Below are 14,537 nucleotides of genomic sequence, written 5' to 3' on the forward strand. Positions count from 1 at the left end.
GAGGTGCGACCTTTGACAGCCAAGTTGCAGCGAATGTCCGAGCTTGCCGCCAGTACGGCCCATGCGGTTTCGGATCACCCCGAGCGCTGGGCCGATTTTCTGCGAACGGCAGCCTGGAACTACAAGTATCCGTTTCAAGATCAACTTTTGATTTACGCGCAGCGCCCCGATGCTACGGCCTGTGCTTCAATTGAAATCTGGAACAAGCGGTTGAACCGTTGGGTAAAGCGCGGCGCAAAAGGCATCGCGCTGATCGAGGATCGGGGCAGTCATCTGGGGCTGCGTCATGTCTTCGATGTGTCGGACACGCAGAGCCGCAGCCGACAACCCATCTCCCTATGGCGCATGGAGGAGCCGGATACGGAAGCCGTCATCGAAACGCTGGAAAATGCATTTGGCAGTGAACGAGAGCCTGGTATGGAGTTGGTTGACACGCTGTTGTCTGCTGCCCGAGACGCGGTGGAGGATCACAGCGCCGATTACGTGCGAATGCTGCTGGCCGAACGCGATAACAGCCTGCTGGAAGAACTGGATGAGCCGCATGTGGAACTGTTGTTCAGGGAAGCCGCTCAACACGCGGTCACCTTTATGGCGCTGACACGCTGCGGTCTGGAACCCTCCCGTTACATCAGCGTTGACGATCTGTCCGGTGTCGGCTATTTCAATACGCTCCCTGCGCTGTCACATTTGGGCGCGGCGATCAGCGACGTAGCTGAAACGATGCTGCGCGAGATTGAATCCACCGTTCGGGCGATGCGCCGCGATGAGCAGCGAAAAAAAGAGCGACAGGCGAGTCGTACCGTTGCAAGGCCAGAATCCTTGCCGCAAAATGAAGCTAAATTACGCGAAAGGATGATTGAGCATGGAACTGACCTACACGCCGAGCGGGGATTACCTGCTGCCCGACCTGACGCTGACCGAACCGATGAGCATCGGGAAATATGGGATGTTGCACAAGACGTTTCTCAAGGAGCAGCGGAAGGGAACCTACGCGCACCTGATGCTGTCGGAGCAACTGACCCGGCATCTGGCGGACATCGACCGGACAGCACGGGAGCAGATCAACCTGACGATGCAGGAACTGACTCGGCAGCACCCGGCCCCGGACAAGGCGACCGACCCGATGGGCTGGACGAGTCACATGAACAGCTTGAAGCAGCAAGCGGAGGAACTGATTCTCACGGAGCTGATTTATCACTAAAATGGTACGACCGGGAAACGGAGGACAGAAGTCTTCCGTTTTTTCATGACCAAGCGATCATCAACGATATGCTTCGCGCCGCGCCGCTTTCCGAGAGCAAGGCGGCTATCGAAGCCTTTTTTGATGTGAATAAGGAAGATCGGGAACGGACGCTGTATATACGCAGTCTGTTCCCTCCGGGAATCACGGAGTTAACGCTAGATGATGACATAAAGGCCGGTTTTGAGCCGTACCGCAACGTACTGCATCTTTGGACGGGATCGGCGGAGCAGCGGACGGCGCAGAGCTTTTACGATTGGTCGGTGATTGCCGGGCATTTCGCCAGCATGATGATCCTTAACGAGTTTGATCCTGTTCGTACATCGGTGCCTTCTATTCAGCAGCAGACATTATGGATGAAGCAAGCGGAGGACGAAAAAGCCTCCGCTTTTTCACTTCCTCAAGCGGCCATCGACGCTGTTCTGCAAGGTGGAAGTGGTTTTGAGAGTGGAAAGCATCGCATCGCGCTATTTTTCCAACAGTCGTTATCGGCGCAGGAAAACGCTGATTTTCTGAAACGGGAATATGGCACTGGCGGGCGCCTCCCTGCTCTGATCGGCACCGATATTCATGAAAATCACGATAGTAAGGGAATTACGGTGACACGAGGTTCTATTATGAACCCGGACGTTAAAGTAGTGTTGCCATGGATCAAGGTGCAAAAGCGAATCGGCGAGCTGCTGGCAGCGGGCCGTTATCTAAACCGCCAGGAAGAAGAACGATTGCCTGCCTATGCCGAGCAGCAGGAGGAGAAGCGCAGGCAGCGCGCGGCGGAAAAGACGGAACACAATCTGCCGCTTTCGGAAGTGCAGCCGGATGAGTCGCAGCAAATACCCAACCGGGCTCGGGCGCACTATGCGTATACTGAGGGCAGCAAAGTATTTATCGGTGCGGATGAATACGAAATTGCGCAGATGGAGCCGCGAAAGGTTGTACTGCAGGACGTTCAATTTCCGTTATTCATGCAGGAAATGAATCGCCGGGATTTCGAGCGCATGCTGCGCGAGAATCCGCTGAACGATCATCTGATTTCCGGCCAGCAGGAATCGGATTCGGAACACGCGGAATGGGATACGGAACTGGTGGACGAACCGGAGCAAGCGGCACATGATGAAGGTGAGGGATTGACTCCCTCTCCTCCTTCCGCTGCCCCCAAGCTTCGGCATGAATTGGCTCCGGTCAGCAACTACCGAATCATGGACAACGAATTGGGACATGGCGGCGCGAAAACCAAGTACAAGTGGAATGTGGAAGCGATTCGGCTGCTCGGGAAACTGGAGAAGGATAACCGTCAGGCGACAGCGGACGAACAGGCTGTGCTTGCCCGTTATGTGGGCTGGGGCGGGATTCCGCAAGCGTTTGATGATGGGAATCCGCAATGGGGACCCGAATATGCGGAGCTGCGAGATTTGCTGGACCCGGAGGAATATGCATCCGCCCGCGCCTCCACGCTAAATGCGCACTACACCTCTCCAACCGTCATCAAGGCGATGTACGATTGCCTGGAGAGAATGGGCTTTCGTAGCGGTAATATTTTGGAGCCGTCTTGCGGCATCGGCAATTTTTTCGGTCTATTGCCGGAGTCATTTCAGGACGCTCGGTTGTTTGGCGTTGAGCTGGACAGCATCACCGGGCGCATCGCGCGGCAGCTTTACCCGCAAGTATCGATTGCTGTCAGCGGCTACGAGCAAACCAGCTTGCCGGACAGCTTTTTTGACCTCGCGATTGGTAACGTCCCGTTCGGCAGCTACGGCGTGGCCGACAAAAAATACGATAAGCACAAGTTTCTGATTCACGACTATTTCTTTGCGAAGACGCTGGATAAGGTTCGTCCGGGCGGCATCATCGCCTTTATTACCTCCAAAGGAACGATGGACAAACATAACCCAACCGTCCGAAAATACATCGCGGAACGGGCCGCGCTGCTTGGCGCGGTGCGTCTGCCTAATAATGCGTTCCTGGCGAATGCCGGAACCGAAGTGACCGCCGACATTTTGTTTTTGCAAAAACGGGACCGTAAGATGGCCGTCAGCGAGCACACCGAGGAATGGCTTTCGCTCGGCGTTACGGCAGAGGATGTACCGGTGAATAGCTACTTTGCGGCCCGCCCCGAAATGGTTCTTGGTACGATGGCCTACGATGATCGGATGTACGGCAATCAACAGGAAACGACCTGTCGTCCCTACCCGGACGCTCCTTTGGACGAGCTGCTGCGTGAGGCGCTAGCGAACATCCATGCGGAGTGGTTCGACTTGGAACGGGAGGAACAGCCGGAGGAGGAGGAAGTCTCCCTGCCTGCCGACCCGTCCGTTCGTAATTTCAGCTTTGCGCTGGTCGAAGGACGCATCTATTTTCGGGAAAACAGCCGGATGCGACCGGTTGAAACATCAGCAACTGCGGCGGGCCGTATCAAGGGCATGATTCAGCTTCGGGACACGGTGCGCGAACTGATCGAATACCAAACCGAGGATTACAGCGACGAAGCGATAAGGGAGCAACAGCGCAAGCTGGATACGCAATACGAACGGTTCACAACGCAATACGGCCTGATTAACAGTCGCGCCAATAGCCTTGCCTTTTCGGATGACAGCTCGTACTTCCTTCTCTGTTCGTTGGAAGTCATAGATGAGGAAGGACGGTTGCTACGTAAGGCGGATATGTTCACGAAGCGTACCATTCGGCAACGCACCAACATAAAACAGGTGGATACGGCTTCGGAGGCGCTGGCGGTTTCCATCGGTACGAAAGCTCGCGTCGATTTGCCGTATATGGCAGAGTTGACCGGACTCGCGCAGGAACTGCTTGTGCAGGAGCTTCGCGGCGTGATCTTCCCGAATCCTGAAAATCTGGACGAAGAAGGACAACCGATATACGAAACAGCGGATGCGTATTTATCGGGCAATGTTCGTGAAAAGCTGCGCACTGCCAAACAGTTTGCGGCCTTTGACGCCGAGCGGTACGCTGAAAATGTTAAAGCGCTGGAAGCCGTGCAGCCGATGGACTTGGACGCTTCCGAGATTGATGTACGACTGGGCGCAACCTGGCTGCCGCCGGAAGTCATTCGGGCATTCATTTTCGAACTGGTGGATACGCCGTATATGTACCAAACCTCCATCAACGTGATGTATTCCGGCTACACAGCAGCCTGGAACGTTAAAGGCAAAAGCGATGATCGTAGTAACAATATTAAGGCCAATGTCACCTACGGTACGAATCGCATCAATGCGTACAAAATTCTCGAAGACACGCTGAATCTGCGGGATGTACGGATATTCGATACGGCCGTTGAAAACGGTGTGGAAAAGCGGGTGCTGAACAAGCAGGAAACGGCTATCGCGCAGCAAAAGCAGGAAGCCATGAAGGAAGCGTTTCGAGACTGGATATGGCAAGATCCGCAGCGCCGGGAGCAGCTCACGCGACTGTACAATGATCGATTTAATTCCATCCGTCCGCGCGAATATGATGGAAGTCATATCCGCTTCACCGGGATGAACCCGGAAATCCGGTTGCGGCAGCATCAGGTCAATGCGGTTGCCCGAACGCTCTACGGCGGCAATTCCCTTTTCGCCCATTGCGTCGGCGCGGGCAAAACCTTTGCGATGACCGCCGCGGCAATGGAAAGCAAGCATTTGGGCCTGTGCAACAAAAGCATGTTGGTTGTTCCTAATCATCTGACCGAGCAATGGGCTGCGGAATTTTTGATGCTCTATCCGTCCGCGAACGTACTTGTCGCCACCAAGAAGGATTTTGAAACGAAGAACCGGAAGACGTTCTGCGCACGGATTGCCACCGGCGATTACGACGCGATTATTATCGGCCACTCGCAATTTGAAAAAATTCCGATCTCGGCGGAGCGCCAGCGGCAACAGCTTTACGAGCAAATATCCGAAATCACCAGCGGCATCCGCGAGCTAAAGGAAGCCAAGGGCGAGCGGTACGCCATCAAGCAGCTTGAGAGGACAAAGAAGACGCTGCAGGTCAAGCTGGAGAAGCTGAACGACACGAGCCGTAAGGATGATGTGGTTACCTTTGAGGAACTCGGCATCGATCGATTGTTCGTCGACGAAGCAGACTCGTACAAAAATCTATTCCTTTATACGAAAATGCGCAATGTCGCCGGGCTATCGCAAACCGAAGCGCAAAAGTCATCGGACATGTTTGCCAAGTGCCGCTATTTGGATGAATTGACCGAGGGACGGGGCATTATTTTTGCCACGGGTACGCCGATCTCCAACTCCATCACCGAGATGTACACGATGCAGCGCTACTTGCAATACGAGCGGCTCCGCGGGCAAGGCTTGCAGCACTTTGATTCGTGGGCTTCAACATTTGGCGAAACAGTTACTGCCATCGAATTGGCACCGGAAGGAACGGGCTATCGCGCGAAAACGCGGTTTGCCCGTTTTTATAATTTGCCGGAGCTGATGAACGTCTTTAAGGAAGTGGCGGACATTCAGACAGCGGATATGCTCCAGCTTCCGGTTCCCAAAGCCCACTTCCACAACGTCGCTGTTCCGCCGAGCGATTTTCAGCGTGAGATGGTCGCGGATCTCGCCAGCCGCGCCGAACTGGTGCGAGCGAAGCGAGTAGAGCCGCATGAAGACAACATGCTCAAGATCACCAACGACGGACGCAAGCTGGCCCTCGATCAGCGGCTGGCAAACGCCATGCTACCCGATGACGAAGGCAGTAAAGTAAGCGCCTGCGCGGATAACGTCTTTCGGCAATGGGCCGACAGTCGGGATCAGCGGCTCGCGCAGCTGGTCTTTTGCGACCTTTCCATTCCTAAGCAGGACGGAACCTTTAATGTGTACGACGAGCTGCGGCGAAAACTGACGGAGAAAGGCGTTCCGGTTGAGGAGATCGCCTTCATTCACGACGCCAATACAGAAGTGAAGAAGAAGGAACTGTTTGCCAAGGTGCGAACGGGACAGATTCGCATATTGCTCGGATCGACGTTTAAGATGGGTGCGGGAACGAACGTTCAGACCAAGTTGATCGCGCTTCATGACCTCGATTGTCCGTGGCGACCACGCGACCTGGAGCAGCGCAGCGGGCGGATTATTCGGCAAGGCAACCAGAACAGCGAGGTTCACATCTTCCGTTATGTCACAGAGAACACGTTTGACGCTTACCTCTATCAAACGCTGGAGAACAAGCAGCGGTTTATCTCGCAGATCATGACCAGCAAATCGCCGGTTCGTTCTGCCGAGGACATTGATGAGACGGCTTTGTCCTATGCTGAAGTTAAAGCGCTGGCGACCGGAAATCCGTACATCAAGGAGAAGATGGACCTCGACATCCAGGTATCCAAGCTCAAGCTGCTCAAGGCGAATCATTTAAGCCAGCGTTATGCGCTGGAGGATCGGCTGCTCAAAATGCTGCCGCAACAGTTCAAGTCAACGGAGGAACGCATTGCTGGGTATGAGCAGGACGTGGCCTTGTTCATGCGCGCCCAAGCGTCGGAAAAGGCTAGCAGCGACGATTCCCGTTTTCCCGGTATGACCATCAAAGATTACACGTACTCGGAACGTGCTACGGCGGGCGTTGCCCTGCTGGAAGCCTGCAAGGGCATGACCTCTCCCGATCCGCAGGATGCAGGCAGTTACATGGGCTTTTCCTTATGGCTATCGTTTGATAGCTTTGCAAAGGAATACAAGGTGACGCTGCGCGGCGCTTTGGGCCATACGATTACGTTAGGACCGGATGCAGGCGGCAATATGAGTCGAATAAACAACACCTTGTCGGATTTGCCGAATAAGCTCGCCTATTGCCGTGACCAGCTCGCAACACTCAAGCAACAGATGGTAACGGCGAAGGAGCAGATCGAGGCACCGTTCAAGCAGGAGCAGGAATTGCAAACGAAGTCCGCGCGGCTCGCGGAGTTAAATGTGCTGCTGAACATGGACAAAAGGGAAAACGAAGCCGTGGACAGCGTGTCGGATGAAGAACCGGAAGCACCCGAACGGCGGGTTGCGGATCGAGAGCGATAACAGCAATGGAAAGGTATAAATCACAGGACGAAACGGACTCCGGCTTTTGGGGTCCTTTTCGCATTTCTGGAGGTACGCACATGTTGTATGCCATCCCAAGCGGCGGCGGATGCTTTTGCCCGATTCTACCGCCTATTTGTTATGGAACCGATCCGACCGAGGAGGGAGAAACCATGCCGGAATTGGAATTGATATCCAAAGGGAAGAACTGATTTGGAGACACGTATTATTACATCCGTGATTCGAACGGGGTGACCAGTCAAGTCTATGAAAGCGAGTTAGACGCATTCATGAAAAAGAAAGGCGCTTCAGAGTTGAGGGAAAGAAGAGCTTATCTGTATCCCAAAAAGAAGGGTAAGGCACGATGAACAAATGAAGCAGGATGAAAGAAAATCAGCCTTACAATTAAGAGACACGATTTTTAAAGCCCGTTGTGGCTAATTTACTTTTTTCGAGAGGAACTACGGCAATGAGCTATGTAAGCAAGGAACAAATCGAACGTGCAAAGCAATTGGACCTGCTCACCTATTTGCAATGTTTCGAGCCATACGAACTGGTGCGGTGCTCGCGCAACGCCTATTCGACCCGCTCCCACGACAGCCTTAAAATCTCCAACGGTAAATGGTTCTGGTGGTCTAGGGGGATCGGCGGTCGTTCTGCGCTGGACTACCTCATTAAAGTAAGAGGCATGTCGTTTCCCGATGCGGTGCTGCAAATTGACGGTAATCCACCCGTTCACATGGCTCCAGCTACCCCTGCCATTCAGCAGGATGGTTCAAATGCGCGGCTGGAGCTTCCCGAACCGTATGAGAATTCGAATCGCGTCATCGCTTATCTTCGCAAACGCGGCATTTCTCGCGACGTAATCGAATTCTGTCTCGACTCGGGACGTCTTTACGAAAGCCGAATGTACCATAACGCAGTATTTGTGGGATTTGATTTGAAAGGTTCCCCACGGTACGCAGCGATTCGAGGAACAACCAAAACCCGATACAGGAGCGAAGCGTCAGGTAGTGACAAACGGTATTCGTTCTCCATCCCCGCCATTGGGAACAGCTCTGAACTGCATGTATTTGAGAGTTCGATTGATCTGTTATCGTATTGTACTCTTGCCTCAATCTTTGAAAAGGACTGGCGTTTATCTCATCAATTATCACTTGGAGGGATATATGGTCCAAAAGAAAATACGTATGAAGATACGACACCGGCTGCACTCACTCATTATTTGCAAAGCTATCCAAAGGTTAATCGTCTGGTGCTTCATTTAGATAACAACGATCCGGGCCGTTCAGCGGCAAATATGATTATTCGTTTGCTTGGCACCGCTTATGCCATTTCCGACGAGCTACCTAAAGGTGAAGATGTTAACGATGAACTGGTAGCTTATCGAAAACATCGCTCTGAGCTAACGCGTTAGCGATGGGTACGGGGATCGGCTGTAAGTGAATCATGTCTTTTCGATGATGCTGAGCGATCAGCGTCTTTTTGTCGTTTCGATGCCCCTCCCCTTTTTCCCGGCAGGTGCCTTCAGGGCGACGCGAGACGAATGTCTCGTGTTGCAGCAAGCACTGAATTTGGTCTCCCAAATTCGCTTGTTAGGGGCAAGCCCCTAATACCCCTGCCTCAGCTACACGCTCTTTTAATAAGAATATAGGTTTCAACAATGATCGGTATCTTTCAGAAACAGCAGAAACCATTCAGCTATTTCGTGCGAGCCATGTCCTTTGAAGAAGGAGTGAACATGATGAGAAGACGAGCGATTCGCATTCAGGTATGGGTGAACCATGATGAAAACGCAAAGCTCCAAGCGAGTGCGAAGACATCGGGACTTTCACAGGAAGGTTATATTCGATCCCTGATTAATAGATATGTCCCGAAGGCGATGCCGCCAACGGACTATTTCGCTATGATGCGCGAGCTTCACGCCATCGGCAATAACCTTAACCAACTCGCAGCGAAGGCCCATGCGACAGGTCATCTGGATCGAGCGGCTTTTCAGCAGGAAGCAGACCACTTGCGCCGCGCCGTCCAGCAGATTCAACAAGCCGTGACCGCACCGGAACCGAGAAACGAGCTACAAGGAAATTCTAACGTACATCCACCGTAAAGGGGACAGCGCACATGGCGACAACCGCAATATGGGACGTTACCGACCGCCTCAAGCGTGTGCTGGATTACGCCACCAATCCTGATAAGACCGATCAAGCGCGTGTAGCGCATGATGATTTACAGCAGGTGCTCGCTTATACCAGCGCGGATGCCAAAACGGAAAAACAGCTTTACGTGAGCGGGATCAATTGCGATCCGCTTACCGCTTACGAGCAAATGCAGCGAACCAAACGACAATTTCAAAAGACTGATGGCATTGTGGCTTTTCACGGGTATCAGGCGTTTGCACCGGGCGAAACGACGCCGGAGGTGGCACATGCCATTGGCATCAAACTGGCGCAGGAGCTATGGGGGGAGCGCTTTGAAGTCGTTGTATCAACCCATTTGGACAAGGAGCACTTGCACAATCATTTCGTACTTAATGCGGTGTCGTTCCTGGACGGTAAACGCTACTACGATAACAAAGCCTCTTACGCGCTGATGCGGCAAACATCCGATCGACTTTGCCGGGAGCATGCCTTATCGGTCATCGAGCAGCCGGAACCGGGTAAGGCCAAGCATTACGGTGAGTGGCGAGCGGAACAGGAAAGCAAGCCGACTTGGCGCGGCTTGATACGCGAGGACATCGACGCCGCTATCGCCGCTGCCATGACGATGACGCAATTTTTCGCGATCCTTCAGAAGCAGGGTTATGAAATGAAGTCGAACGTCAAGCATTTGGCGGTACGCCCGCCGGGCAAAGAGCGGTTTGTTCGATTGCGCAGTCTTGGCGACGATTACACGGAGCATGCGATAAAAGAGCGTATTCTGCAAAACCAGTTACCGCAGCGTCAGCCACCGATGCCGTTGCCGCGGCGCAGACGAGCCGTCATCGTTCGCAGTACCCTGCATATCGGACGTAGATTTAGCGGTCTGCAAGCCTTGTATCTGCGGTACTTATTCAAGATGGGGATTCTGCCTCATTCCCGCGCGTCCCTCAAACGGACGTCTTTTTTATTGCGCGAAGACTTACGATATCTGACGGCCATCACGGAGCAAACCAAGCTGTTATGCCGTCATCGAATTTTCAATACGGATCAATTGACGGGTTATCTTGACGGGCTGCAAACGGAATTGCGACAAGGATACGGCTCCCGCAAAATGCTGTACAACCGGCTTCGCCGCTGTCAGCTTCCCGAGCAAATCGAGTCGTATAAATCGCAAATTGCCGAACTTTCCCGTCAGCTTGCGAAGCTCCGAAAGGAGGTGAGGCTTTGTACGGGCGTTCTTGCCCGATCCGACGAACTGGCAAACAAGCTGCAACGTAACGAGGAAGACCAATCGACACGAAGGGAGGCCAATGTCCATGAGCAGCGGAACCGAGGCGGCCGATCAGGTCGTCAGCATGAGTCTTCGTGGCATTGAAGTCATGGCGAAAATTTCCGGCGAAGGCGCGAAGCATCTGGCTGTTTATTTGTTCGCCGCCCTGCAAGGGCAAAAACGAACAAGAGGCCGCATTCGTTTGGAAAGCTTGCTGCGCAGCGGTAAGGAACTGAAGGTATTTGCAGTACGAAATGAAGACTTGCCGACGTTTTGCAAAGAAGCGAAGCGGTATGGTGTCCTCTATTGCGCGCTGCGTGACAAGAAAAATGTGGACGGGCTTTGCGACGTCATGGTACGGGCCGAGGATGCGTCCAAGATCAACCGAATCGTTGAACGCTTCAAGCTGGCGACCGTAGATACGGCCAGCATCAAGCAGGAGATTGTGAAATCCCGCAGCGAGAAGCAGTCGGTCGAGCGTGAAGGGGCGGCGCAACCACCGGAGCAACATGCCGGGACACCCGAAGAAGGAGCCAACGAGTCGCCAGCTTCAAATGAGGGAGCGGTAGTGAGCGAAGATTTTTTGGACGATCTGTTGGGAAAGCCCGAGCCGGCGGCGGAGGTGCAGCCGGTAAACGAGCAGCAGGGAACCGATCAACCGGCGGCCGAGGCGTGGGAGGTCGAGCGAACGGAACCGGAGCGTCCGCTTCCCCTCCCGCCGACACAGGAGGAGAGGACAACGGAACCATCCTCTCCGTCCGCGCCTACCTCCGAGCGCAGCGCGGCATACGAAAGGGTTACGATTGACCCTGAAAAGCCGAAGGAAAAAGTGTCCGTCCGCCAATTGCTGCGTGAAATTCGGGAGGAAAACCGGGCGGCAGAGAGCAGACGGCGGCAGCAGGTGCAGGAACCGTCGTTGCCTAAGCGCAGAGATCGCGGGAATTCGGCGTCCGGCAGTAAAGCATCCGTTCCGATGGCCGGGAGTCGAAAGCGAGGGAAATCGAAATGAGCGAACTGGACGAGTTATTCCAGCCCCAAGTCACGACGGCCTCCGGTCAGCGTGAGCAGCCGTTCGACAAAGAAGCGTGGGCGCAAAAAAAGCAAGAACTGCGGCAGTGGACGTATGAGACGATTGATACTGCCACAGCCGCCATTACGCAAAACGGCGAACAATTTCAGCATTATCTGGACGTACAAAGCCGTTTTGATCTCTACAGCGTCGCGAATGCGCTGCTTATTTTCGCGCAGCGCCCGGATGCCACTCGCATTGCTGATTTTGATAGCTGGAAAGAACAAGGCGTCTATATCCGTCGCAAGGAATCCGGATTTTACATCTTGGAGCCAGGCGAGGAATACAAGCGAGAAGATGGGAGTACCGCAATCAGCTACAACCCCAAGAAGATGTTCGATGTTGCGCAAACAACCGCACCGAAAAAGGAATCGCCGATCTACCCGGATGACCGCACGCGCATCAAGGCATTGATGGACCGCTCACCTGTTACGATTACGATTGGAGATGCCTTGCCTGCGGAGGTTCATGCGCTCTATCAGCCGGATACGCGAAACATCGTGATACGTCACGGGCTTGGGGCCAGTGACATTTTTCGGGCGCTCGCACAGGAGTTGGCGCATGCGGAGATTGATCGCGGCCATAACGACTACAGCCGCTCCCATTACAATTTCCAAGCTTATTGCGCTGCGTATATGCTTTGCAAAAAGTTCGGCGTCGAGACGGCTTCTTTCCGCTTCGGCCAGGTTCACGAACGGCTCAAGGAGTTGGAGCCGCAGCATATTCGCGCCGAGCTGACGGTGATGAAGGATGCGGCACACGACATTTCCCGTCGTATACACCGTATGCTGGCCCAGCAGCGACAGCAGCAACCGAATCGCAGCGATTCCATCCGCTAGTCGTGGCATGCTTTTCATTTTTCTGTTGGGAGGAGTGGCGATGAAAGAGGAAGAACGCATCCTGAGAATGGATCATTACGAGCATGGCATTGTCATCAACGCCTTGAATGCGCTCCGCAACGACTTGATCGGCCAGCAGCGGCCGACCGATCCTGTTGACGATTTACTGCTCAAAGCGATTGACGCTCCCTATCAAAAAATAAAGCGCCGGAGTCATCATGCGGCGCGCTGAAACCGCAAGGAGTAATCTTTTACTCTTTGCGGTTTTTTTTATTCCGGTCGTGTGGGCGGCGCTGCTTGCCGCCCCCGCTTTGTCAAAGGGATTACCGGCACTTCTGCTGTATCTCAGCGAGGCGATTAACAATCCCTTCCAGATTCAATGGGTCGAGGATACGCCGCGAAGCTTGTTGCTGTTCACGTTGATTTATGGGATTTCGGTCGGCATCTACTTGGCGTCCCCGCGCAACTATCGGCGGCGCGAAGAGCATGGCAGCGCACGATGGGGCAAGGCCGGACGGATAAATGCCAAGTATCGCGACAAGCAACCGGAACAAAATAAGATTCTGACGCAGCAGGTACGCATCGGCTTGGATGGCCGCAAGCATCGCCGGAACCTGAATGTTCTTGTCGTCGGCGGTTCCGGGTCCGGCAAAACGCGGTTTTACGCCAAGCCGAACGTTATGCAGGCGCATACGTCCTTTGTCGTGCTCGATCCCAAGGGCGAAATTTTGCGCGATACCGGGCATCTACTCAAGTCCGAAGGCTATGACATCAAGGTGCTGGATCTCATCAATCAACACCGTTCGCATGGCTACAATCCATTCGCCTATTTGCAAGACGACAAGGATGTTCTCAAGCTGGTCACCAATCTGATCCGCAATACGACACCGAAGGGCAGCAATACCAACGATCCCTTTTGGGAGCGATCCGAGACCGCCTTGCTGGAAGCGCTCGTGCTATACCTCCTATATGAAGCACCGCCCGAGGAGCAAAACTTCCCAATGGTCATGGAAATGATCGCGGCTGCGGAGGTGCGGGAGGAGGACGAAACGTACCAAAGCCCGCTCGATGAACTATTCGAGCGGCTGGCCATGCGCGATCCGGAACACCTTGCCGTCAAGCAGTACAACATTTTCAAGCTGGCGGCGGGCAAGACGGCCAAGTCCATTTTAATTGGCCTCGGCGTTCGATTGGAGAAGTTCAATTTGCATACGATTGCGGGGATGAGCATGGTCGACGAAATGGAATTGCCCGTTATGGGGGAGAAGAAGACGGCGATGTTTGCCGTCATTCCCGATAACGACAGCAGCTTCAACTTCATTGTCGGCATGCTCTACACGCAGCTTTTTCAATGCTTGATGTACGAGGCGGACTATCGGCATGGCGGACGCCTGCCGGTTCATGTTCACTTTGTCATGGACGAGTTCGCCAATGTAGCGCTTCCCGACGAATTTGACAAGCTGCTCTCCACGATGCGCAGCCGGGAAATTTCCGTTTCTATCATTTTGCAAAATTTAGCGCAACTCAAGGCGCTGTACAAGGATGCGTGGGAATCGATTGTGGGCAACTGCGACGAATTTTTGTACTTGGGCGGCAACGAACAGTCTACCCACAAATACGTCTCGGAGCTGCTTGGCAAGGAAACGATTGATACCAATACCTACGGCCAGAGTAAGGGGAGAAACGGCAGCTACTCGATCAACTACCAGCAATCAGGCCGCGAATTGCTCACACCAGACGAGGTGAGGTTGCTGGATAACCGCTTTTGCCTGCTCTTTATCCGTGGCGAACATCCAGTCCAGGACGACAAATATGATTTGCTCAGGCATCCTCATGTCTCGCTCACGACGGATGGTAACGGTCTTCCCTATCAGCATGGCGGCACGGAACACGCTTTGGACTGGCAATCCGTGTTCCTTCATGCAGACGGGGATTATGAACTTCTTTCGGAAGAAGAAGTAGAGTCGCTATTTTTACGAAGGGAATGA

Annotated in this window: 8 protein-coding genes; all 8 read left to right on the forward strand. The window is 53.7% G+C overall.

Translation table 11 applies throughout. The annotated features are described in order from the left end of the window. Nucleotides 1-12 precede the first annotated feature (12 nt). Nucleotides 13-7,233: a DEAD/DEAH box helicase family protein gene (locus VE23_RS27805; protein WP_437348426.1), complete on the forward strand. Its 7,221-nt coding sequence runs from the start codon at nucleotides 13-15 to the stop codon at nucleotides 7,231-7,233. A 469-nt stretch (nucleotides 7,234-7,702) separates the two neighbouring features. After that, nucleotides 7,703-8,650: a DUF3991 and TOPRIM domain-containing protein gene (locus tag VE23_RS01110; RefSeq protein WP_048743965.1), complete on the forward strand. Its 948-nt coding sequence runs from the start codon at nucleotides 7,703-7,705 to the stop codon at nucleotides 8,648-8,650. Nucleotides 8,651-8,896: 246 nt separating this feature from the next. Further along, nucleotides 8,897-9,340 carry a plasmid mobilization protein gene (locus VE23_RS01115; RefSeq protein ID WP_021877804.1) on the forward strand — a complete coding sequence of 148 codons (444 nt, stop codon included), beginning with the start codon at nucleotides 8,897-8,899 and terminating at the stop codon, nucleotides 9,338-9,340. 14 nt (nucleotides 9,341-9,354) lie between these two features. Next, nucleotides 9,355-10,746, forward strand: a complete 1,392-nt coding sequence (locus VE23_RS01120) for a relaxase/mobilization nuclease domain-containing protein (RefSeq protein ID WP_021877805.1) — start codon at nucleotides 9,355-9,357, stop codon at nucleotides 10,744-10,746. Then, entirely contained in the window at nucleotides 10,688-11,650 is a 963-nt protein-coding gene (locus VE23_RS01125; RefSeq protein ID WP_069202417.1) for a PcfB family protein, read from the forward strand. Before VE23_RS01120 ends, VE23_RS01125 begins: the two co-directional genes overlap by 59 nt. Further along, a complete protein-coding gene (locus tag VE23_RS01130) occupies nucleotides 11,647-12,549 on the forward strand; it encodes a hypothetical protein (protein ID WP_048743968.1) in 903 nt (300 codons plus the stop codon). The genes VE23_RS01125 and VE23_RS01130 overlap by 4 nt, the downstream gene beginning before the upstream one ends. Nucleotides 12,550-12,589: 40 nt before the next feature. Continuing rightward, nucleotides 12,590-12,781: a hypothetical protein gene (locus VE23_RS01135; RefSeq protein WP_021877380.1), complete on the forward strand. Its 192-nt coding sequence runs from the start codon at nucleotides 12,590-12,592 to the stop codon at nucleotides 12,779-12,781. Next, complete coding sequence (locus VE23_RS01140) at nucleotides 12,768-14,537, forward strand: VirD4-like conjugal transfer protein, CD1115 family (protein WP_048743973.1); 1,770 nt, start codon at nucleotides 12,768-12,770, stop codon at nucleotides 14,535-14,537. Before VE23_RS01135 ends, VE23_RS01140 begins: the two co-directional genes overlap by 14 nt.

Source organism: Paenibacillus sp. D9 (genome assembly GCF_001188365.1).
GTDB lineage: Bacteria > Bacillota > Bacilli > Paenibacillales > Paenibacillaceae > Paenibacillus_O > Paenibacillus_O humicus.